The 21,132-nt window shown below is 53.6% G+C and carries 21 protein-coding genes; 10 read left to right on the forward strand and 11 right to left on the reverse strand.

Annotated features, from left to right (window positions below):
• Positions 1–139: 139 nt before the first annotated feature.
• From WNY38_RS12185 to WNY38_RS12200, 4 genes are all read right to left on the reverse strand, one after another.
• Entirely contained in the window at positions 140–598 is a 459-nt protein-coding gene (locus tag WNY38_RS12185; RefSeq protein WP_342857613.1) for a GNAT family N-acetyltransferase, read from the reverse strand.
• 25 nt (positions 599–623) lie between these two features.
• Positions 624–1,244: a LysE family translocator gene (locus WNY38_RS12190; RefSeq protein WP_342857614.1), complete on the reverse strand. Its 621-nt coding sequence runs from the start codon at positions 1,242–1,244 to the stop codon at positions 624–626.
• Positions 1,245–1,344: 100 nt separating this feature from the next.
• On the reverse strand, positions 1,345–2,409 hold the full coding sequence (gene queA, locus WNY38_RS12195) for a tRNA preQ1(34) S-adenosylmethionine ribosyltransferase-isomerase QueA (RefSeq protein WP_342857615.1): 1,065 nt from the start codon (positions 2,407–2,409) through the stop codon (positions 1,345–1,347).
• Between the two features lie 23 nt (positions 2,410–2,432).
• Positions 2,433–5,933 carry a DUF3971 domain-containing protein gene (locus tag WNY38_RS12200; RefSeq protein WP_342857616.1) on the reverse strand — a complete coding sequence of 1,167 codons (3,501 nt, stop codon included), beginning with the start codon at positions 5,931–5,933 and terminating at the stop codon, positions 2,433–2,435.
• A 22-nt stretch (positions 5,934–5,955) separates the two neighbouring features.
• Between WNY38_RS12200 and WNY38_RS12205 the strand changes: the two genes are divergently transcribed.
• The 7 genes from WNY38_RS12205 to WNY38_RS12235 all read left to right on the forward strand — a co-directional run bounded on the left by WNY38_RS12205 (position 5,956) and on the right by WNY38_RS12235 (position 11,331).
• Entirely contained in the window at positions 5,956–6,087 is a 132-nt protein-coding gene (locus WNY38_RS12205; RefSeq protein WP_342857617.1) for a hypothetical protein, read from the forward strand.
• 30 nt (positions 6,088–6,117) lie between these two features.
• On the forward strand, positions 6,118–6,576 hold the full coding sequence (locus tag WNY38_RS12210) for a peroxiredoxin (protein WP_342857618.1): 459 nt from the start codon (positions 6,118–6,120) through the stop codon (positions 6,574–6,576).
• Entirely contained in the window at positions 6,573–7,400 is an 828-nt protein-coding gene (locus WNY38_RS12215) for a ferritin-like domain-containing protein (protein WP_342857619.1), read from the forward strand. The genes WNY38_RS12210 and WNY38_RS12215 overlap by 4 nt, the downstream gene beginning before the upstream one ends.
• A gap of 318 nt (positions 7,401–7,718) precedes the next feature.
• Entirely contained in the window at positions 7,719–9,026 is a 1,308-nt protein-coding gene (locus tag WNY38_RS12220; RefSeq protein WP_342857663.1) for a M23 family metallopeptidase, read from the forward strand.
• On the forward strand, positions 9,016–9,543 hold the full coding sequence (locus tag WNY38_RS12225; RefSeq protein WP_342857620.1) for a polymer-forming cytoskeletal protein: 528 nt from the start codon (positions 9,016–9,018) through the stop codon (positions 9,541–9,543). Before WNY38_RS12220 ends, WNY38_RS12225 begins: the two co-directional genes overlap by 11 nt.
• A 160-nt stretch (positions 9,544–9,703) precedes the next feature.
• On the forward strand, positions 9,704–10,609 hold the full coding sequence (locus tag WNY38_RS12230) for a DMT family transporter (RefSeq protein ID WP_342857621.1): 906 nt from the start codon (positions 9,704–9,706) through the stop codon (positions 10,607–10,609).
• Positions 10,610–10,647: 38 nt separating this feature from the next.
• Positions 10,648–11,331 (forward strand): haloacid dehalogenase type II, encoded by a 684-nt coding sequence (locus WNY38_RS12235; RefSeq protein WP_342857622.1) that lies wholly within the window; start codon positions 10,648–10,650, stop codon positions 11,329–11,331.
• A gap of 13 nt (positions 11,332–11,344) precedes the next feature.
• Here WNY38_RS12235 and WNY38_RS12240 read toward each other — a convergent pair whose 3' ends face one another.
• The 3 genes from WNY38_RS12240 to WNY38_RS12250 form a co-directional block, all read right to left on the reverse strand.
• Complete coding sequence (locus WNY38_RS12240; RefSeq protein ID WP_342857623.1) at positions 11,345–11,830, reverse strand: GNAT family N-acetyltransferase; 486 nt, start codon at positions 11,828–11,830, stop codon at positions 11,345–11,347.
• A gap of 32 nt (positions 11,831–11,862) precedes the next feature.
• A complete protein-coding gene (locus tag WNY38_RS12245; RefSeq protein WP_342857624.1) occupies positions 11,863–12,636 on the reverse strand; it encodes a DUF2189 domain-containing protein in 774 nt (257 codons plus the stop codon).
• A 123-nt stretch (positions 12,637–12,759) separates the two neighbouring features.
• Positions 12,760–14,370 carry a divergent polysaccharide deacetylase family protein gene (locus WNY38_RS12250; RefSeq protein WP_342857625.1) on the reverse strand — a complete coding sequence of 537 codons (1,611 nt, stop codon included), beginning with the start codon at positions 14,368–14,370 and terminating at the stop codon, positions 12,760–12,762.
• 278 nt (positions 14,371–14,648) lie between these two features.
• Between WNY38_RS12250 and WNY38_RS12255 the strand changes: the two genes are divergently transcribed.
• From WNY38_RS12255 to WNY38_RS12265, 3 genes are read left to right on the forward strand one after another with little or no spacing between them, the layout of a single operon-like run.
• On the forward strand, positions 14,649–15,242 hold the full coding sequence (locus WNY38_RS12255; RefSeq protein ID WP_342857664.1) for an aminodeoxychorismate/anthranilate synthase component II: 594 nt from the start codon (positions 14,649–14,651) through the stop codon (positions 15,240–15,242).
• Positions 15,239–16,258 carry an anthranilate phosphoribosyltransferase gene (gene trpD, locus WNY38_RS12260; RefSeq protein WP_342857626.1) on the forward strand — a complete coding sequence of 340 codons (1,020 nt, stop codon included), beginning with the start codon at positions 15,239–15,241 and terminating at the stop codon, positions 16,256–16,258. The genes WNY38_RS12255 and trpD overlap by 4 nt, the downstream gene beginning before the upstream one ends.
• A gap of 56 nt (positions 16,259–16,314) precedes the next feature.
• Complete coding sequence (locus WNY38_RS12265; RefSeq protein WP_342857665.1) at positions 16,315–17,106, forward strand: endonuclease/exonuclease/phosphatase family protein; 792 nt, start codon at positions 16,315–16,317, stop codon at positions 17,104–17,106.
• Here WNY38_RS12265 and WNY38_RS12270 read toward each other — a convergent pair.
• The 4 genes from WNY38_RS12270 to WNY38_RS12285 all read right to left on the reverse strand — a co-directional run bounded on the left by WNY38_RS12270 (position 17,101) and on the right by WNY38_RS12285 (position 20,942).
• Positions 17,101–17,520 carry an RbsD/FucU family protein gene (locus WNY38_RS12270; protein WP_342857627.1) on the reverse strand — a complete coding sequence of 140 codons (420 nt, stop codon included), beginning with the start codon at positions 17,518–17,520 and terminating at the stop codon, positions 17,101–17,103. The two genes, WNY38_RS12265 and WNY38_RS12270, sit on opposite strands and share 6 nt — an antisense overlap.
• Before the next feature lie 158 nt (positions 17,521–17,678).
• On the reverse strand, positions 17,679–19,067 hold the full coding sequence (locus WNY38_RS12275) for a TRAP transporter large permease (protein WP_342857628.1): 1,389 nt from the start codon (positions 19,065–19,067) through the stop codon (positions 17,679–17,681).
• Between the two features lie 5 nt (positions 19,068–19,072).
• The gene (locus WNY38_RS12280; RefSeq protein ID WP_342857629.1) at positions 19,073–19,777 is read right to left on the reverse strand and encodes a TRAP transporter small permease; all 705 of its coding nucleotides are present in this window, start codon (positions 19,775–19,777) and stop codon (positions 19,073–19,075) included.
• A 163-nt stretch (positions 19,778–19,940) separates the two neighbouring features.
• The gene (locus tag WNY38_RS12285; protein ID WP_342857630.1) at positions 19,941–20,942 is read right to left on the reverse strand and encodes a DctP family TRAP transporter solute-binding subunit; all 1,002 of its coding nucleotides are present in this window, start codon (positions 20,940–20,942) and stop codon (positions 19,941–19,943) included.
• Between the last annotated feature and the right edge of the window lie 190 nt (positions 20,943–21,132).

A 21,132-nucleotide genomic window follows, 5' to 3' on the forward strand; every position in this document is an offset into this window, starting at 1 on the left:
GGTGCCCATTTTGACGTTTGGACAGTTGAACGCCACTGCTATCAAAGGCGAATGAACTAAGAAAGAAGAATATTCACGGCATGCGAAAACGTCGCGTTTGAATAGATGAAATCCGAATGAAACACGGTTTTCTCAGGTTTCAAATGTCTTTGACAAAAAAGACACGATTGAACCCCTGCTCTGTGCGGCGTTCGATTTCGCGGTATCCTAGGTGTGGATAGATCGACAGGTTTTCGATCATTTTCTCATTGGTATATAGGCGCACTGCATTCAAGCCGGACTGTTTGGCAGAGCTTTCGCAAAAGCCGATCAAACGCTTGCCTATGCCGCGCCCTGTGGCCTCGCTGTGCACGGCGATATTTTCCAACATCATGTCTGATCCATCGGGGTAGAACACGATAACCCCAAGCACGTCTGACTGCGCATCAGTGGCGACATGGACATGACCCGAGGCAATAAGCCCCGCATAATCCGCTGTCATAGGCGCGGGCTTGTGCCCTATGGCCGCTATATATTGTTCATAAGCATCATGGGCGCAGGCGCGCACAGCCTCTACATCTGCACCTTGGGCTGGTCGAATGCTGATAGTGTTGTTCATTGGTCCACCTCCAAATCTACGACGTTCATCCTGACCGCGTGGGAGACGGGCTGACCAGCAGCAAAAGGCCAAAAAGCGCCATGGTCAGACCTGATGCGCGCTGCATCAGTGGTAATTTTCCTGCGGAAAATTTGGACGCGAAACGCCCGATCAGCGCATAGACACAAATCGCAATGGCTTCCATACCAATGAAAGCAGCACCAAGCATCGCATAGCTTTGCCAATAGGCGTCAAGAGCCACAAATTGCGGAAAAAAGGCGGCAAATATCAATATGGCCTTTGGGTTGCTCAAGGCGACAACCGCCTCAGTTTTAAAGGCGCGTAGTAGGTTTAGCTTCGCACCATCAGCAACACCCAACTCAATCGAGGCCGAACTGCGCCAGAGTGAGAGACCCAGCCAAATCAAATAGGCAGCGCCAATCACCTTAACGAAACTGAACACCACGGCAGATGTTGTTAGCACAACCCCCAACCCCAGTGCACTGACCGTGATCATGGGCACGAATACCATCAGTCGCCCCAAAGCGGCACATTGTGAAAAGACCACGCCCGCCCGCGCGCCATGCATCAATGCCAAAAGATTGTTCGGACCAAACGCAAGATTGAGTGCGAAACAAGCTGGCAAGAAGATGATCCAATCGATCATGTTGTCGTGCCCCAAATATGTGAAAATACTCAAGAGCAGTTTTACCGATTTACTTTAAGGTCGCAAGTTAGGATCACAGCGCCCCTTGGGTGGTTGCATGTCACTTGGCCTCATGCGGCAACAACAAGGACGCATCCCCATACGAGAAAAAGCGATAGTCATGCTCAATCGCATGGGCATAAATCTCGCGGATACGATCATATCCCATCACAGCGGACACCAGCATCATCAGCGTCGATTTGGGCAGATGAAAATTGGTCATCAGCGCATCAGCCACGTGAAATGTGAACCCAGGGCGGATGAAAATATCTGTGTCAGACACGAAAGCCGCGATTTGGCCTGTCTCGCGCGCGGCACTCTCGATCAGGCGCAAAGCGGTGGTGCCCACGGGGATCACACGGCCCCCAGCGGCTTTGGTTTTGGTGATCTCAGTCACAGCTTGGGGGGAGACCTCGCCCCATTCCGCGTGCATTTTATGATCGTCCACATTGTCGACTTTTACCGGTAAAAACGTACCTGCGCCCACATGCAGCGTCACATAAGTGATCTCGACGCCCTTGGCTTTGAGCGCTTCTAACAAGGGCGCATCAAAATGCAGCGAGGCCGTGGGGGCAGCAACCGCGCCAAGGGTTTTGGCCCACACGGTCTGGTAATCTTCTTTGTCTTGCGCATCAGCTTTACGCAGGGCCTCGATATAAGGGGGCAAAGGCATGGCGCCTGCCGCGTTCAAAGCCGCATCGAAATCATCGCCCGTCAGGTTGAACGTCATATAGGCAGCTCCGTCTTCTTTGCTGTCCAAAGTGGCGCTTAGGTCGTCTGAGAACCGAACGACTTCGCCCTCTTTCACCTTTTTCAACGGCTTCACCAATGCGCGCCACTGACCTGCTGTGGCCTGCGGTTCCAGCAAAGTTACCTCGACGCGTGCCTCTTGATAGCCTTGCGCAGTGTCGCGCCCGCGTTGGCCTGTCAGGCGCGCTGGCAGCACCTTTGTGTCGTTCAACACCAAGCGGTCGCCGGCGCGGAACCAATCCACCAAATCATACACATGCGCATTATGGATCTGCGTCGGCGTTGCCACCAACAAACGCGCAGAGGATCGAGGCTTGGCAGGCCGTGTCGCGATCAAGCTTTGCGGCAAGTCGAAATCAAAATCAGAGAGTTTCATCAAAATACCTTTAAAGACCCGCGTCAGTTGGCGGGGACAGAAGACGGTTTTTTACGGAAGATGCTGCGCAAAGCCCCCGGCGTCAGAATAGACAGCGGATTAACCCCTACGCTGGGATTGTCAATCGCGCCTTTGAGGGTGAAGTTAAAGCCAAACAATCCCTCGCCCTTACGAGCAAACACTTGACCGATCCCGTTCAAGAAATAGATCGGGGAAATCACCCCTTGCAAATCGATCTGCCTTGCGGCGGTATAATACGTACCCTCGCCCGTGATGCCCAATGACGGGCCCTCCGCGCTGGACGTCCCAATGAGGATCCGGTCGGGTTGAACTGTAAAATCGCTGCGAATGTCGCTGAACGCGATACCCGGCCCAGACAATTGATCCAACAATCCAACCACTGAAACCAGCGACAATAGCTGCGCCAATTCAGGCGCGGACAGCACACGCATATCCGTGATCCGCACTTTGCCGTCATAGTTGTTTTGAGCGGGCTTTGACGTTAGCGTCAATTCCAGGTTCCCGCCTGAGGCTTTCTCCAATAATCCAGCCGCCATGACGGTATTGCCCGCATTCTCGGCTCGCACAGAAATAGTCGGCCCAAATTGACCAGGACGAACCGTTCCAGTGATCGGCGCTTGACCGTTAAGCCGGCCCGCAAATTGTCCCGAAAGCCCACGGTTTTGTGTCAGTTGCGCCGAGACTCCGTTCAAAGACAAGCTTTCAGTCACAATCAGGCGATCCAAGACCATCTCGATGGGTCCAGAACTGGACGCGCCGCCTGTGCTGCCACCGTTTCCAAAGGGCGATTTCGACAGATCAAGTGTACCGCCGCCAAGTTTCACCGCGACAGATTGCCCTTTGCCACGCCCAATCAAGGTGGCAGAACTGTCCAACCAGCTGCCCACTTTCAACCTGTCAAAGCGCAAACGATCAAGCCCGCCGTTTGAAGCCAGCGTCACAGAGCCACCCGTCGCTGTCAGCCCCGGCGCTTCAATGGATAAAGACGTCACCTTGGGCACATCGCCGGATGTGCCGCTAACGCGAAACGAGCCGCTGCGCGCTTTGGATTTTGAAAACCCGATGGTGGGCATCGACAGACCGAGCCCCTCCATCTGTGAGGTGATGCGAAACGTTGGATCTTTGCCTGCGCGTAAGGCGACGTTCAAATCCCCTTGCGCACTGCCCGACAAAGTTCTGGCAGGCAGATCAATATCAAAGGCATCTAGAAGCGCTTGATTGATCGTAACAGAGCCGGAAATATCTGATTTTCCGCGGTTTTCAGGGCCAAAATTTTTGCGCCAAACCGCTATGGCGCGGGCGCCCGACACCTCGACGGATCCAGATAGACTTAACCCCTCAGGGGTCAGCGCCAAAGCCATACGTGGCGCGCGCAGCTCTTTGCCCGCCATCAACTGGGTTGAAGACGCATCTGTAATATCTCCGGTGATGTCGAAATCAACGTCCTTGATGTCGATACCTTTGATCAAAGGCACTGATAGCTGCCCCGCCAAAACCGCCTGCCCCTGCGCCACATCCGTGCCAAAATCAGCATCTTTGAGCACTTCAAAGGGTTTTAGCGTCATCAAAGCCAAAGCCGCCTCAACTTGCGACGATGTTTTTAGCTGCGCGGTCAACACCGCGGGTTTGACATCCAACTGTGGAATACGCAAAACTGTACCCGCCACATCGACATCGCCGCCAGACGGTGCCGAAATCGTGCCCTCTTGCACAACAATGGTCAGTGCATTGCCTGAAATGGTTCCATAGCCAGCGCCCGCTGTCACAAGGGGCAAAGCCTTCATGAACCGTACATCTGCATCCTCAAACGACCAACCCAAATGGGTTCGTGGCGTTGCAGCCCCCGGGGCCAATCGAAGCGACATTGCAATGTCTTTGTAGGTGGCTGACTGAATATTTTCCATGATCCAAGTGCGAGTCTTAGGCACGACAGCATCAGGCCATAACGCCATAAGGTCAGAGGCTTGCATCGCATCTGTTTCGGCATCTACGGACAAGCTCCAGCCCTCAGGTGTCGCGTGCGCGGCGCCCTTTGCGCGCAGCCATAGATCACCTTGCTGCAGCGCCAACTGTCCCAGATTCACAGAAAAAGGTTCAAGACTCAGTTGCAGATCAACAAGCCCAGCGTCAAACGACAGCGGTTGGTCGAACACGCCGCGCGGGTCGGCTGTGAGCTGATCAATATAGAACTGCCCTACAAACTGCGACGGGAAATTGCCCTCGAAAGCGCGCAGTAACACCTGACCGTTACCTGCGATGGTAAATGCTTCAGAGCGCATTGATAACTCTGTGAATGACAAGCGCTCAATCGCTGGGTCATAATCAAAATACCCTCTGGCACCGTTAAAATCTAATGGCCTTGCCCCGCCGCCAGCGATCAATTGACCGGAGCCAATTTCCAACGTGCCTGAGTAACTCGACAGGTCGCCAGCAGAATTTATATACGCGCGCATCGCGACTGAAATCGGTGCATCAAGTACGGATAAAAAGGCCAATGCAGGGGTTTGTTGCGCCATATCCAAAGCTGGTGCATTTTCGATATTCAACGCGATGGTTGTGGCCAATGACCCCTTGCGCGTTGCAAAGCTCATTTGCAGGCGCGCCAAGTCTTCTGTGCCATTAAACACATCAAAGTTCATTGATATATCTATATTTTCGTCAGAATTTGTTAATGTAAGAACCGCATCGGTAGCTTGCCAAATGCGATTTGAGCGCGCGTCCTCTAAAATGACAGTTAGTCCACTGACATCAACGGTTTGAACATCGCTCAACGGCTTGGTTGTAAAGGCAGTATCGATGGCTTTGAGCACCTCTTCCGCGGAGCCAAAAATTCCGCTTGCGCCACCAAAATCAAGGGCAAAGTTACCATCGACACCGCGCCTCACGACGATTTGTGCGCCCATCAAACGCAAGGCACGCGGCGTAATCTGTCCGCTTTTCAATTGCCCTATGGAAAATTGCGCATGAAGCGTGCTCAGCCGCGCGATCTCAGACCCGGTGGGATCAATGATGCCCACATTTCTGGCGCGAATTTGTGGAATGAAATGTTTATCGACCGTGACAACGATTTGCCCGACCGAGACTTTGGCATCGCCCAAATTGCGGTTCATTTGGCTTTCAATGTGTTTGGTCAGCGCGGGCGGCAAAACGACGTCCTGTCCCGTCAACGACAACACACCCACCCCAGCCAAAAGCCCCAAGAACAACACCATAGAAAAGAACCACAGCCCAAAACGGTGCGCGTGGTGGCGTTTTTTATGAGGGCGAACACCCCAAAGCTTATTGGTTTTTTTGTCTTCACCAGAGTTTGCACCGGGTGCGGATGCCTCATCCGTCTCCGGCGTCTCCGGTGTCACATCGATTGCAAGAATCGCATCGGTGCTGCTTGCTTGGCGCAAGCCCTTGTCGCCTGAGGCCTCCATCGGCGTGCCTTCACGGCCTGTCGCAGCAGGGATCTGCGTGCTGTCCTTTTGGGACGGATCAAGATCAGGCGTGTCGCTCATGGCGTGTTTGGGACTCTCAAAAATGGATCTCGCCACATCACATGACGGGCGGCTGGTTGATCTTGGCGTATTCCGGCTTAAAACTGAACCCTATTCAGATGCAATGGTCAAAGCGGTCCTTTTCAGCGACAAGGGCACAAATTGGCCGACCTAACAGAAACGCTTTAACCCGCAAGGATCAAACATGCTCGATATTGGAACACTCGCCCCTGATTTCACTTTGCCCCGCGACGGAGGCACCGATCTGTCACGCGCCGATCTTATTGGACGCAAGGTGGTTTTGTATTTCTACCCCAAAGACAACACACCCGGTTGCACGACAGAGGCGTTGGATTTCACGGCAATGAAGGCGCAGTTTGAAGCGGCAAACACCGTTGTAATCGGCATTTCGAAAGACAGCGTTAAAAAGCACGATAACTTTTGCAAAAAACACGATCTGGGCATTCCACTTTTGTCCGACGAAAATGGGACGATGTGCGAAGACTACGGCGTTTGGCAGGAAAAATCCATGTATGGCAAGACCTTTATGGGCATCGTGCGCGCGACCTATCTGCTTGATGAAGCTGGAAAAGTTCTGCGGATCTGGCCCAAGGTCAAGGTCAAAGGACACGCCGCCGAAGTGCTTGAAGCCGCGCAATCATGACCTCGCGCTCGAGTCCCGCGATGACGTTGACCGAGATGGCTGATGCTGTGTTGCGCACGGCAGACGGGCGCGCAAAAACGGCGCTGTCCCATCGTTATGCCGCATTGTGGCGCGCCAGTCGCGAGGACGGCGCCACACCGATTGAGGTCGGCACAATCACGCCGCCGGACTTTCCTGCGCGACCTAATAAACCTGAATTGCTGTCGCCCAGAGATGTACCCAAACGCAAACCCGGTACGCCGGAAGGGCGCATCGCGATGTTACATGCAATTGCCCATATCGAATTGAACGCCGTCGATTTGCATTGGGACCTGATCGCGCGGTTTTCACATGTGCCGTTCCCGATTGGGTTCTATGACGACTGGGTTCGCGCAGCTTATGAGGAATCCAAACACTTCAATCTGCTGTGTGATCGTCTTGAAGCCTTTGATAGCCACTACGGCGCTTTGCCAGCCCATGCCGGCATGTGGCAAGCCGCCGAAGAAACAGCAGACGACCTAATGGGGCGTTTGGCCGTGGTCCCGATGGTTTTAGAAGCCCGCGGATTAGATGTCACGCCAGGCATGATCAAGCTGTTCCAACAGGCCAAAGACAAAGACACTGTGGCGGCCCTCGATGTGATTTATGCCGAGGAAGTGGGCCATGTGTCCTATGGTTCTAAATGGTTCCATTTTCTGTGCGGCCGAGACAATGTTGATCCGAAACCGTTGTTTCACGCGCTGGTGCGCACATACTTTCACGGGGCGTTGAAGCCGCCTTTTAATGACGAAAAACGCGCGGAAGCAGGCATTCCACCGGACTTTTATTGGCCACTGATTGACTAATTCGCAAAATGCAACACTTGCGTGCTGCAGGGTATGGAATACCATATCTTGCAGTGGCATCTTTGCAGTTCTCAACCTTGGTGTGGTTTGATTCGGCGTGTCTAAAACTGGCAGCAAAGAACAGGCGAAATTCAGGCTCGTTTCGGCAAAAAACCGCCAATAAACATGCATTTCCCAATAGTGCCACATCAAAACGGGCAAAAGGATTGCCGATAGATGAATCCTTTTGTAACACAGTGGCAACCGCTGTGGATCGGTTTACAACCGCCCACATAAAAAGCGGACAAAATGGGATGTGAGGACGGTTTTTTGACCAATATGCTGACACACAAGCTCAATTCTATGCTTGAGCACAGTTTTCCTGAGCAAAGGGTATTTCTACGCTCTGAAAGCGAAACACGTTACATTCGCCTGACGCCGGTCACTCAAGTCATTGGCTTTGCTGGAATGTCTGTTTTAGCAGGATGGTTGATTGTCGCATCTGCAATAATTTTGATGGACAGCATTGGGTCGGGCAACCTGCGCGATCAAGCATCGCGCGACTTGGCACTGTTTGAAAGCCGCGTTAACGAATTGGCGGCTGAGCGCGATATGCGCGCGGCCGAAGCCACAGCCGCGCAAGCGCGGTTCAACACGGCGCTGGCCCAGATTTCCACCATGCAATCCGAGCTTTTATCCTCTGAAGAGCGTGTGCGTGAACTGGGTACAGGCGTTACCGTTGTCCAATCAACGCTGCGCCGCACCATGAAGGACCGCGATGCGGCTCGCGAAGACGCCGCGCTGCTACAGGCCAAACTTGATGGCAAGGATCCAGACACCCAAAGCATCAACCCGCAAGAAATTCGCAACACTGTCGATGTCCTGTCTGCCGCTTTGAACGATACGGCTGTTGAACGCGACAATATGGTGTTGCTGGCCAATCGAGCCGAACATACGGCCGACACGCTGCAAGACGATCTTCGCTTGATGGAAGAAAAGAACGACCGGATTTTTTCCCAGCTTGAAGACGCTGTGATCGTATCCGTTGAACCGCTGGACAAGATGTTTACGGCGGCAGGCTTGTCTACCAAGAGCTTGCTGAACACGGTGCGCTCGGGCCTGTCGGGCCAAGGTGGGCCGCTGACACCTATCACATTTTCCACCAAAGGCGGCATCGCGGACCCTGACAGTCTGCGCGCCAATAGCATTATCGAAAAAATGGATCGTTTGAACCTGTATCGCATAGCCGCCCAAAAAGCGCCGTTTGCTTTGCCGCTTAAAACTTCTTTCCGCTACACATCGGGCTTTGGCCCGCGCTGGGGCCGCATGCACGAAGGAACAGACTTCGCGGCAGCCTACGGCACACCTATTTACTCTACTGCTGACGGCGTTGTCACTTTTGCGGGCTGGTCTAACGGATATGGCCGTCTGGTCAAAATCCAACACGAGTTCGGAATTGAGACACGTTACGCACACCAATCACAACTTATGGTCAAAGTTGGACAAAGGGTCTCGCGTGGTCAGCAAATCGGTGCTATGGGGAATTCTGGCCGCTCCACTGGTACTCACCTCCACTACGAAGTGCGCGTAGATGGAAAGGCCGTTAACCCGATGACCTATATTAAGGCTGCCAACGATGTTTTCTAAAAGCAGAATAAATGAGCCGGGCCCGTCTAAAGGAACCGATGACGTGACACCAACAGACGCCGCTACGGCGCCAAAATCAGCGCCCCCTAAAAAGGCACCTGAATTCACCCCAACAGCGCCAAAAGCCAAGCCGCCAGCCTCTGTGCTGTCCAGCGATTTGACGATTGTGGGCAACCTCAAAACAACCGGCGATATTCAAATCGAAGGCACTGTTGAGGGCGACATTCGTGCGCATTTACTGACCATTGGCGAAACAGCCACGGTGCGCGGTGAAGTTATGGCAGATGACGTTGTCATCAATGGCCGCATCATCGGTCGCGTACGCGGTTTGAAAGTGCGTCTGACATCGTCTGCTAAAGTCGAAGGCGACATCATTCACAAAACCATCGCTATTGAGAGTGGTGCGCATTTTGAAGGCTCTGTTCAGCGTGCTGACGATCCTTTGACAACCAATTCCCAAAACAAAGCCCCTGGCGTTGCGAAAACATCGCCCGCGAAAGATCCTGCTGCCAAATAAGGCGCGGCTTGATCAGGTTTCAAAGCGGCCCTGACCTTTGTGTCACGGGCCGTTTTTTGTGTGACCGACTGCCATTGAAATTTCGACACATGCCCCCAAGACGCTTGTCTCTTGAGGCGATCCAAGACAGTGTTTGTTCAGATACTTAAGGACACGAGAGATGCCCAATACCACAGATAAAAGCGGCGCCGCTGGCAATGTGACAGGCGCTGCCTTTATGGTGCTGGCCATGGCCTTGTTTGCCGTCGAAGACACACTTTTAAAGCATGTATCATCTCACCTGCCTGTTTCTGAGATTTTGATTCTATTCGGCACTGGCGGGGCGCTGGTTTTCGCACTGCTGACTTGGCAGCGTGGCGAGCGTATTTTTAATACTGACCTCAAACACCCTGCCCTGTTGATCCGGTCTTTGTTCGAGGTTTTGGGGCGGTTGTTTTTCACGTTGTCGCTCGCGCTCACGGCACTGTCGACCACATCAGCGATTTTGCAGGCCACGCCTTTGTTGGTCGCCGCCGCCAGCGCTGTGATCTTTCGTGAAAAGATTTCGGGTCTGCGGTGGGCTTTGATCACTTTGGGGTTCTTCGGCGTGCTTTTAGTTCTGCGTCCGGGCCTTGACGGGTTCACACCCCTATCGATTTTGGCGGTACTTGGGATGATCGGCTTTGCGGGGCGTGATCTGGCGACACGTGCCGCGCCAAAGGGGCTGTCCTACGCCCAGCTTGGCGTTTATGGCTTTGCCATGTTGATCGTCTCTGGCGTGATCTTGCTGGCATGGCGGGGCCAAATGGTCATGCCCACAGGGCTTGAAGCCTTGATGCTGATATCCGCTGTTGTGGTTGGCGTCGCGGCCTATACGGCATTGACCTTTGCCATGCGCACAGGCGAAGTATCGATGGTGACGCCGTTTCGCTATTCGCGCCTGTTGTTCGCGATGGTGTTGGCGGCACTAGTATTTCATGAGCGTCCCGACGCGATGGAACTGTTCGGCGGGGCTGTAATCGTCGCGGCGGGATTGGCCTTGATGCTTACAGGGCGCAGGCGAGCTGCAGTGACCACCCCGAGCTGATGTAGCTTGAGAATTTGCGATCAAAGAAGGAGCTGACGATGACAGACCTAGACCGCCCAACCGTTTTGGTGTTTGACGTCAATGAAACTTTGCTGGATATCACCGTGCTGGAGCCGCTATTCACACGTCTGTTTGGCTCTGCCACTGTGCTGCGCGAATGGTTTGCTGAGTTGATTTTATATTCTCAAACACTCACCCTGTCCGATATTTACACGCCCTTTGGCGCGCTGGCGGGCAGTATGTTGCGCATGGTGGGAGCCAACAAGGGAATCGACGTTACGGATGCGGACATTGCCGAGCTGAAACAGCTGTTTGGCCAGATGCCAGCCCACAAAGATGTCGCGCCTGCGCTGACCGTTTTGCGCGATGCGGGCTACACCCTTGTGACCTTGACCAATTCTGCCCCGACGCCATCGCCGACACCGCTGGAAACTGCAGGCATCGCAGGGTTCTTTGATCATCACTTCAATGTATCCGAGGTTGAAAAGTTCAAGCCCCATAGATCTGTCTATGACCTCGTGCCCAAAGCGTTGAACATACCAGCATCAGACATGTGCATGATCGCATGTCATATCTGGGACACCATCGGCGCGCAGGCGGCAGGCTATCAAAGCGCCTTCATCGCGCGTGCGCACAACAGCGTTTTTGATCTGCCCAATGTGCGCAAGCCTGACTATGTCTGTGGCGATCTTACGGAGTTTGCAAAGCGGATGACGACGTAGATTTAAGCTGCGCTTATCTATGCGCCACCATAGGCAAGATCACCCCCCACTGCGTGTTTTGCGGCGGACCTAACGGATCGAACCCAAGCTTTGCATAGACAGCTATCGCGCGGGTATTGTCGGGGTGGGGATCGGTCGCAATCATCGGCGCGCCTGCGTCAAACAAAGCGCCCATCCTTGCAGCGATAAAGGCCGATCCATGCCCGAGGCCAATCATCTCAGGATCGCCAATGAACTGATCAATACCTCGCGTGCCTTTGGCAAGATTGGCAAAATGATGGTCGTTCCAGCCATGCACCGTATAATCTTGCATGAATGCAAAAGGACGCGCCTCAAAAGACACGATCCACCGCGACACGCGCGAGTCATTCATGTCGTCTTGATCGTATGGCTCTGCTGCATCCCACCATCTACGCACATGGGGCGCAGCTTGCCACCCAGTAATCAGTTCGACGTCATCCAGCGTCGCTTGGCGAAACTCATAGGAATTTTCCGCCATCAATCACATCCATCCGGTCATGATATAGCCCGCTACACCAAAGCCCGTTTGTACAGATGCCAAGTCGCGTGGCCCAAAACGGGCATGACCACCAACAAACCCAAAAACAACGGCAGCATGGCGATAAATGTCAGTCCCGCCACAAGCATGGCCCAGACCATCATCACCCAGAAGTTTTCTTTCACCACCTGCAAAGACAACAGCATGGCCGTGACAAAATCCACTTCTTTGTCAAGCAGATGCGGCAGGCTGGTGACGGTGAGCGAAAACAAGATGAAGGCCAAAACAGCCCCCACGCCAAGTTCAACTCCGATCATGGTCAGGCCGTTTGGCGTCAAAAACGCCTCATAGCTGGTGGACACATTGCGCATCACAGATAGACCCATGAACAGCGCGAAAATCATATGCGCTAGGAAAGACCAAAACAGGAAGTAAATCAAAATGATCGCGCCCATCCATGGCACTTGGCGGTCTTTTTCAGATTTCACCACGCCCAAGATTTTGTACCAATCCATCGCCCCGCCACGCTCTAGGCGGCGCGACACCTCGTACAATCCCACGGCGGCAAAAGGTGCCACCAGAGGAAAGCCCAAGGTCATCGCAAAGGTCCATTCCACTGTGCCCGCGCCCAGCCAGACCAAAACGATCCCGCCCAAGACGTAGACGATGGAAAAGAACAACCCGAACTGCGGCGCTTTGCGAAAGTCGCCCGCGCCAGCTTTAAGCGCAAACACCAAATCGCCAAGCGATAGACGCGCGACCTCAGGCACTGGGGCGGCAACTAAATCTGTCTCTAGATGGCTCATCGGGACCTCCTCGCGCCTGCGTTTTCAAAATTGAAAACACACCTCTTGGCTCAATGAGTTCACGCGAAATCTCACCCTGCTGTCAAGCATTCAACTTTGCGCATTCGAAATACAGCACGAAAGTTATTTTGCCGCCGTACCGCCGCCGATCAACAAAAACGATAAAGGCACCAATTCAACCGTGGCCGCGCGATTGCCCAATGACCATTCAACCAAAGCTTTCACGGTGTCCTCTTTGGCGCGGCCGACCAAGACGATGTCTTCGTCAATGCCTGCACGGAAGGCGGCCTGGTCCAAGAACCGCTTGATAGCAGCAATGTTCTGATCGCGCCCATCGAAATCGCGAAACACCAGTGCAGCGGGCTCTTTGGCGCGGGTGGCTTCTTGCATCAACGCATTCAAACCACTTGAAAACGACACAACGCCATGGCCACTTGAGGCGGCAGAGGCGACCACTTGGGCTGCTATTTCTCGTGTCGCTTGGAAAGAGGCCGAGGGCACATCAAGGAAACCGACAGAAACAGGTACCAAATCGCGCGCTTGGTTGATGGTCAAGGCTACGTCTTGGGCCGATGCGCCCTTAGGCAAGCCGATCAAAGACAAAACTTCAAGCCCCGCCGTGCGATACATCTGTGCCCGTTCGCGCGCACCGGGTGCCAGCGCATCGACGGCAAAGGTCACAGGGAATGGAAGGTTTGCAATTTGCGGTGATGTAGGGTCCAATTCACCGATATCGACTAAGATCACCGTCATTTCAGGCGCCCCGCTCGATTTGGTGTAGTCGGCGGAAAAGGCGATGATGGCTGGCAGGTCTTCTGCTGCGATGACAGGCGCCGCATCCGCCATCGCGCTGCCTGTCACTGAGGGCAATCGAGTGGATTTCATTGCATCGGTTCGATCGGTGAAGCTTCCGACTTTTTGTCCGACTGGCCTTTGTCCCTGAGGCATAATTTTTGCATCTGTTTGAGGGGCAACTGGCAGCTGTGCGCTCATAGCGTCGGCGATGCTCTGTGCGGCCTTATTGGTGTCACTGGCCGCGTCCTCTACCACTTGGGCTTCAGTCGATGGCGTCACAGTTGTGCCCATAGGCTTTGGCTTTTCGCCTGGCAGATCCGTGTCGACGTGAACTGGCGCTGTCCCTGTGTTTGGCTGGGTTAGCTCCATCGCTTGCGGGCTGCTCAACACGGGACTATCGCCTTGAATGACTGGCGTGCTTGCGATTTCAATTGCGGGCACATCCAAGCCCTCAGGCGTCTCATATGAAGGCAACGGAGCAGTATCATCAACGATTTCAGGCAGTATATCAGACTGCGTCTCAGGTTCGGATTCGTCAGGCTTAGCGGTGCTGCGAGCTGGCTCAGCGGCTTCGATTGGCGCTTTTGCAACGGGAGCGAGGTCAGACATGTCTGCGGCGTCCATTTGTGCGGGCGACGCGGTCGAAACCTCAGGGTCTTGAAGGTCGATTGGATCTTGTGCTTCAACCGCCTTTGGCATCTCAAGCTCCGTGATGGCAACAATTTCTTCTGCCTCATCGACAGGTTGTTCTGGGGCCATATTTTGCTCTGGCGCCAAAACTTCAGCTATTTCTTTGGGAGTATTGTCGTCATTTGCGGCGTCAGATGACAAAGACACGGGCGAGAGATACACTTTATCCACCACTTGGTTGGCAACAGTGACGATTCCAAAGCCCACGACAGAGCCCCACACCAAACCTGCCAAAATTCCGCGTCCCATACGTCGAAGCCCTTTGCTCACTATCGCTTTTGCCAATTTTTACTGGCATATTGCTATCTGTCTTGGCTTGTTTGAGACGCCAAATCCGCCCAAACATCGCAAAAATCAAGAGCGCGCTCTTGACCCTTTGCCTGCCTTCGTGGACATGTATAGCGCGTGCATCCACAGGGTTCATCCCCTTTTGACGCATGCGTGGCCAGATGGACGCCTATTGGCCACAGATTTTGCTGATTTACGCCGTCGTGCCCACGGAAAAAACCGTTTTAGAAAGACCTCATATGCTGCTTTTGATCGATAACTACGACAGTTTCACCTATAATCTCGTCCACTACATTGGCGAGTTGGGCGTGACCTCGAAAGTGGTACGCAATGATGAACTGACGGTGGATGAAGCCCTTGCATTGAAGCCTAGCGGTATTTTAATCTCCCCTGGCCCCAAGACGCCGAACGACGCTGGCATCTGCATGGATTTGATCAAAGCGGCGGCCGATGCTGAGATCCCACTGTTTGGGGTTTGCCTTGGGCATCAATCTATCGGTCAGGTGTTTGGCGGCAATGTTGTGCGTTGCCACGAAATCGTCCACGGCAAAATGGGCACGATTGTTCATGAGGGCAAAGGCGTTTTCAAAGGCCTGCCTTCTCCGCTGGCTGGCACCCGCTATCATTCGCTGATTGTGGACCGCGCCACCCTGCCCGACTGTTTGGAAATTACCGCCGCGTTGGAAGACGGCACCATCATGGGTCTGCGTCACAAAACCTTGCCGATCGAGGGCGTTCAGTTCCACCCTGAAAGCATCCGGTCAGAGCATGGTCACGAGATGCTGCGCACATTTCTAAATCAATTTTCCAATACCAAAGAGGTCGCCGCATGAGCGACATGAAGACCTATATCGCCGCCGCAGCTGATCGCGCATTGACCCGTGCAGAGGCCGAAGCAGCCTTTGACATCTTGTTCAAAGGCGAGGCCACCACCGCGCAAGTCGCGGGCTTTTTGATGGCGCTGCGCACACGCGGCGAAACAGTGGACGAGATCACAGCCGCTGCCGCCACCATGCGCGCGCATTGCGTGAAGGTTACGGCACCTATTGGCGCAATGGACATCGTTGGCACAGGCGGCACAGGCAAAGCCACGCTGCAAATTTCGACGGCATCTGCCTTTTGCACTGCCGGTGCGGGCGTGCCGATTGCCAAACATGGCAACAAAAAACTGACCTCCAACTCTGGCGCGGCTGACAGCCTTGGCGTCAATGGCATCAATGTGATGGTTGGAAAAGACGTTGTTGAACAATCGCTTGCACAGATTGGCATGTCGTTCATGATGGCGCCGATGCACCACCCTGCGATGAAACATGTCATGCCGGTACGCCTTGAGCTTGGCACGCGCACTGTGTTCAACATCCTTGGGCCTTTGACCAATCCAGCGGGCGTCAAACGCCAACTCACCGGCACGTTTTCCAAGGATCTGATCAAGCCCATGGCCGAAGTGCTTGGCGCGCTGGGGTCTGAGACAGCATGGCTTGTGCATGGCTCGGATGGCACCGACGAGATCACCATCACGGGCGAGACTTATGTGGCCAAGCTTGAGAACGGCGCAGTAACGGAAGGAAGCATTCACCCCGAAGACGCTGGCCTGCCCGTCTATGCGTTCACAGACATCGAAGGCGGCAGTCCGACAAGCAACGGCGCGCGCCTGCGTGCGGTTTTGGCGGCTGAAGAACACGGTGCCTATCGCGATGCAGTGCTGTTGAATTCTGCTGCCGCTTTGGTGATTGCGGATAAAGCGAGCGATCTGAAAGCAGGCGTTGAGATCGCCAAGGAAAGCTTGGACAGCGGTGCGGCCTTGGCGAAGCTTGAAGCTTTGGCAAAGCTTACATCGTCCACGAACTAACAGGCCGCGTTCGGGCAAGCCGCTTTGAGACCTATAAGGATTTTTCTGTGGACATTATGTGCTTAAATGGATGGGGCGGGACGTTGCATGAAGGCCTGCTGCCCTATCTGCAAACAGCTGCACCTGATATTCTATGTTTGCAAGAGGTCGTTCACAGCCCTGCGTCAGATAAGGACTGGCTAACATATCGCGACGGGAATCATATTCTACCGCAACGAGCGAACTTCTTTCGCGATGTGTCCAGAGCCCTACCCGATCATATTGCAGTCTTCTGTCCCGCCGCACAGGGCGTTTTATGGGATGACGATCAATCAATACCGTCACAATGGGGATTGGCAACATTTGTGCACAAATCAATCCCGATCATCGGACAAGCGCAGGGCTTTGTGCACAAAGGATATTCGCCTGACGGTTATGGGGATCACCCAAGATCACGTAACGCGCATGGCGTGAGGGTCTATAACTATAAATCCAATCGAACCATCAGCGTGACCCACATGCACGGGCTGCGAGATTTGAGGGGCAAGATGGACACGCCCCAGCGTGCAAAGCAAGCGCAGCGCCTTCTTGATCTGTCTCAACACCTGACCGAACCAGATGACGTGAGGGTGATTTGTGGCGATTTCAATGTTGAGCCACAAAGTGAAACGCTGCTGATCTTGCAAGCGGCTGGATTGACCGAATTGGTGATCAGCAGAGGCTTCACCAGCACGCGCAATTCACATTACAAAAAGCCCGGAAAATTCGCAGACTATATGCTCATCAATGACGCCGATGCTGTGAAGACATTTGACGTGGTTTACGATCCAGAAGTGTCCGACCACTGCCCTTTGGTGCTGTGCTTATAGAATCACAGGTCCAACGGTCAGTAGAATATTTGCAAATCGGCGCGTTTCGCCTGTGGCGATGACCAATAATGTGTCTGGGGATTTCACAGCGCCGTAAAAATCGCCACGCTGCACATAGTCCATCGGCGTCTTATCGGGCAAGATATCGCGGTAGCTTTGGTGGATGGTGTTATCGAAATCATCAGGCCAAGCCATCATCGTGCCTTGCTCGATATTGATCAGCTTGCTCACGCCTTCAAGCACGGTGGTGCTGGGGATCATGTTTGGCGCGAAGTTGAGATAGATAATTTCCGCGGCAGGGTTCGCGTTGGTCGCGCAAGAATAATTGGCATCAGCGATCAAGATACGTGCTTTGTGGCCCGCCTTGGCGAGCGTGGACAGAAGCTGTGGGTGGATGATGTCGGATTTGATCATTGGCTTTCCTTTGCGTGTGCGGTGCCGCTTTGGTGTACGCCAAGGCACGACGTGATGCCAGTGCAGCAAATCAGTCTCGCGAGCCAGTGCCACATAAAAGAAACCCCCACCGTGTGACCGGCAGGGGTGACTTTAGGTTTCAGCGTAAGTTTGTCACGTCAGTTCGTTATGATTTCCGGTCCCATCAAGGTTGTCGGCAGGTAGGTCGAAATGATGGGGATGTAAGTGACCAAGATCAAGAACACGAATAAGATCGCAAGGAACGGCAATGCGGCGCGCACAACAGACATCATCGGCATACCCGCGACGCCAGAGGTCACGAACAGATTAAGCCCCACAGGCGGCGTGATCATGCCAATTTCCATGTTCACCACCATGATGATCCCAAGGTGGATCGGGTCCACGCCAAGCTCAATCGCAATCGGAAACACCAAGGGCGCGACGATGACGATAAGGCCTGAGGGCTCCATAAATTGACCACCGATGAGCAAGATCACATTGACCATGACAAGGAACATGATTTTGCCAAAGCCCGCTGACAACATCGCGTCGGCGATTTTTTGCGGGATTTGTTCGTCAGTCAAAACATGTTTCAAGATCAAAGCATTCGCGATGATGAACATCAACATGATGGTCAGCTTGGCCGCATCGAACAAAGTATCACGCGTGTCTTTGTGGAAAAACGCTGTCACAATGGCCTGTGGCTTTTTCAGCAAGGACACAGGCGCGTTTGAGCCTTTGAGCGGGCCCATATCACGATAGACGAATGAGGCCACCAAGAAGGCATAGACAGAGGCCACGGCCGCCGCTTCGGTCGGGGTAAATATCGCGCCTGTGATGCCAGGGATGCCATAAATACCAACCATGATGATGACGATCAGCATCAGGCCCCAAAAGGCGTCTTTAAACGAAGCAGAGATTTCACCCCAGCCCGCCCATTCGCCTTTGGGCAGTTTTTTGACCCGCGCGATGACATAGATGGCAATCATCAACATGGACCCCGCCAAAAGACCGGGGATCACGCCCGCAAGGAACATACGGCCCACGGACACATCCGTGGCTGAGGCATAGACAACCATCACGATAGAGGGCGGGATCAAGATGCCCAACGTGCCCGCGTTACAGATCACACCCGCGGCGAAGTCTTTGGTGTAGCCCACCTTTTGCATTGCTGCGATCACGATCGAACCGATGGCCACAACCGTCGCGGGGGAAGACCCCGACAGAGCCGCAAAGATCATACAGGCGAAAACACCCGCGATGGCCAAGCCGCCGTGCATGTGGCCGACACAAGCGATGGAAAAGCGCACAATGCGCGTCGCCACGCCGCCGGTGGACATGAAACTGGAGGCCAAGATGAAAAACGGGATCGCCAGCAAGGTGTAGTGACCCGCCATGGCTTGATACAAAGACTGCGCTACGGACCCCAAAGAGGTGTCCGAGAACATAAGCAAAAAGACCATCGACGACAGGCCAAGGGACACAGCAATCGGCGCACCGATCAGCAGCAGGCCCAAGACCATCGAAAAGAGAAAAACGACTTCCATAGTGATTATTCCTTGTTCAAACCGGCTGTGTTCAACTCGGCCGCAACGCGCTCGACATCGTCTTCGGCTTCATGGGACACGATCAGGCTTAATTGCTCGCCTTTGATGATGCGAATGGTGGCTTGCACCACACGCAGCAAGATCAACCCGCAGCCAAAGGGAAGGATGAAATAGGGCACCACACGCGGCAGTTTGTCATATGTGTCACCATAGTTGATTGCGTCTTCCAGCCAGCGAAACATCTCAAGCATTGGCACTTGGTCGGTCATGTAAAACGCACGGTCGCGGGTATTCTCTGTGAACCCAGTTGGGAACCAGCGGCCTTCTGTGGGTTGCAATGCTGCGAAAGGCGCCCAGTAATCCCATGCGCCCTTCATCAACAAAGCCGCATAAATCACGCAGGCAAGAGCCGCCAAAATCGCCATGATCCGCTTGCCACGCTCAGGCAGCATATTGGTGACGGCATCGACCCCAAGGTGCGTGTTCTTTTTAAAGCCGTAAGAAATACCCAGCAGCACGAGCCAAGCGAATAAGATCAAAACGACCTCAAGCCCCCAAATAAAAGACTGGTTAAAAACATAGCGCAGCACCACGTTGAAAAACGTAATCAATGTCATCGCGCCCAAAATGCCAGCGATGATATTCTCTTCAAGCGCGTCGATAAAACGCGCGATGGCGCTTTGCGGCTTATCGCCAGATTGATGTGACATCTGTGTCCCCCACATCTTTGAAAATTGATGGGCCTTTGGTACGCGCCAGCCCCAAAAGGTCATGCACGATCAAAAATGTACAACACCAGCAAAGGCCGAACTGGTGCTTGAAAAAATGGCCCCGACCGCAAAGTCAGGGCCATATGTAAGTCAAATTAGAGCCTTAGTGCTTGGCGTTGATGGCTTGTGCCGCTGCGATATTGTCTGCACCAACATCGCCTTCGAACTGCGCCCAAACGGGTTTCATCACATCAACCCATTCTTGACGCTGCTCAGCTGTCAATTCACGGATCACGCCGCCTGCATCAAGCACAGCTTGGCGGTTTGCCGCGTCAACGCCTGCGATGGCTGCGTTACGCTCGGTCGTCACTTCTGTCATGATAGTGCGCAATTGATCGCGGATATCCGAGTCTAGGCCGTCCCACCAGTCAACAGATGTCACAACCATGTAATCCAGCAGGCCGTGGTTGCTTTCTGTCGTACCGTCTTGAACTTCAAAGAACTTTTGACCGTAGATGTTGGACCAAGTGTTTTGCTGACCGTCAACAACGCCGGTTTGCAACGCGCCGTAGACCTCAGAAAATGCCATCGGTTGTGGTGATGCGTCCATGGCTTCGATCTGTGCGACAAGCACATCAGAAGGCTGTACACGGAACTTGAGGCCAGCTGCGTCTGAGGGGTGGATCAAAGGTTTGTTCGCAGAAATCTGCTTGAGGCCATTGTGCCAGAAATCCAAGCCAAGCAAACCGCGGCGTGTCATGGATTCTTTCATCGCCTGACCTGTTTCAGAGTTTTGGAACTCGTCTACAGCGTCCATGTTTTTGAACATGAAAGGCAAATCGAAGATGCGGAATTCTTTGGTGAATGTCTCGAATTTGGACAAAGACGGTGCCGCCATTTGAACGTCGCCTTGCAGCATCGCCTCAAGCACTTGGTCATCGTTGTACAATGTTGAGTTTGGGTACACTTCAACACAGGCTTTGCCATTCATTTCAGCGTTCACACGCTCCATGAACAAAGAGGCTGCGATGCCTTTTGGATGCTTGTCGGTGTTGGTGACATGGCTGAACTTGATAACCATTTCGCCTGCATCACAAGCCGCCATTGCGGATGTGGCTGTGACGCTCAAAGCGAGTGCTGTTGCTGCTGTTGCGAGAAATTTCATGGATGTCCTCCCAGACATAAAGTCAAAATCATTGGCCTGCGTATGATTGCCCCCTTGAATCAGGGCGCTGCAGGCTCGATGTATAAATGACAGTCTGGCTATGTGCGCAGCAAGGGGAAGTGTCACATTTATAACAAATCCCTTTAAACGCATAAAAATCAAAATGTTAACGGTCAATCTGATTGCATAG

The organism is Pacificibacter sp. AS14 (assembly GCF_038899935.1).
Lineage (GTDB): Bacteria > Pseudomonadota > Alphaproteobacteria > Rhodobacterales > Rhodobacteraceae > Celeribacter.

Excerpts from the sequence above, each read along its gene's own strand:
- WNY38_RS12185 (WP_342857613.1), bottom strand. The coding sequence starts at position 598 with ATGAACAACACTATCAGCATTCGACCAGCCCAAGGTGCAGATGTAGAG.
- WNY38_RS12190 (WP_342857614.1), bottom strand. The coding sequence starts at position 1,244 with ATGATCGATTGGATCATCTTCTTGCCAGCTTGTTTCGCACTCAATCTT.
- queA (WP_342857615.1), bottom strand. The coding sequence starts at position 2,409 with ATGAAACTCTCTGATTTTGATTTCGACTTGCCGCAAAGCTTGATCGCG.
- WNY38_RS12200 (WP_342857616.1), bottom strand. The coding sequence starts at position 5,933 with ATGAGCGACACGCCTGATCTTGATCCGTCCCAAAAGGACAGCACGCAG.
- WNY38_RS12205 (WP_342857617.1), top strand. The coding sequence starts at position 5,956 with ATGGATCTCGCCACATCACATGACGGGCGGCTGGTTGATCTTGGCGTA.
- WNY38_RS12210 (WP_342857618.1), top strand. The coding sequence starts at position 6,118 with ATGCTCGATATTGGAACACTCGCCCCTGATTTCACTTTGCCCCGCGAC.
- WNY38_RS12215 (WP_342857619.1), top strand. The coding sequence starts at position 6,573 with ATGACCTCGCGCTCGAGTCCCGCGATGACGTTGACCGAGATGGCTGAT.
- WNY38_RS12220 (WP_342857663.1), top strand. The coding sequence starts at position 7,719 with ATGCTGACACACAAGCTCAATTCTATGCTTGAGCACAGTTTTCCTGAG.
- WNY38_RS12225 (WP_342857620.1), top strand. The coding sequence starts at position 9,016 with ATGTTTTCTAAAAGCAGAATAAATGAGCCGGGCCCGTCTAAAGGAACC.
- WNY38_RS12230 (WP_342857621.1), top strand. The coding sequence starts at position 9,704 with ATGCCCAATACCACAGATAAAAGCGGCGCCGCTGGCAATGTGACAGGC.
- WNY38_RS12235 (WP_342857622.1), top strand. The coding sequence starts at position 10,648 with ATGACAGACCTAGACCGCCCAACCGTTTTGGTGTTTGACGTCAATGAA.
- WNY38_RS12240 (WP_342857623.1), bottom strand. The coding sequence starts at position 11,830 with ATGGCGGAAAATTCCTATGAGTTTCGCCAAGCGACGCTGGATGACGTC.
- WNY38_RS12245 (WP_342857624.1), bottom strand. The coding sequence starts at position 12,636 with ATGAGCCATCTAGAGACAGATTTAGTTGCCGCCCCAGTGCCTGAGGTC.
- WNY38_RS12250 (WP_342857625.1), bottom strand. The coding sequence starts at position 14,370 with ATGGGACGCGGAATTTTGGCAGGTTTGGTGTGGGGCTCTGTCGTGGGC.
- WNY38_RS12255 (WP_342857664.1), top strand. The coding sequence starts at position 14,649 with ATGCTGCTTTTGATCGATAACTACGACAGTTTCACCTATAATCTCGTC.
- trpD (WP_342857626.1), top strand. The coding sequence starts at position 15,239 with ATGAGCGACATGAAGACCTATATCGCCGCCGCAGCTGATCGCGCATTG.
- WNY38_RS12265 (WP_342857665.1), top strand. The coding sequence starts at position 16,315 with ATGTGCTTAAATGGATGGGGCGGGACGTTGCATGAAGGCCTGCTGCCC.
- WNY38_RS12270 (WP_342857627.1), bottom strand. The coding sequence starts at position 17,520 with ATGATCAAATCCGACATCATCCACCCACAGCTTCTGTCCACGCTCGCC.
- WNY38_RS12275 (WP_342857628.1), bottom strand. The coding sequence starts at position 19,067 with ATGGAAGTCGTTTTTCTCTTTTCGATGGTCTTGGGCCTGCTGCTGATC.
- WNY38_RS12280 (WP_342857629.1), bottom strand. The coding sequence starts at position 19,777 with ATGTCACATCAATCTGGCGATAAGCCGCAAAGCGCCATCGCGCGTTTT.
- WNY38_RS12285 (WP_342857630.1), bottom strand. The coding sequence starts at position 20,942 with ATGAAATTTCTCGCAACAGCAGCAACAGCACTCGCTTTGAGCGTCACA.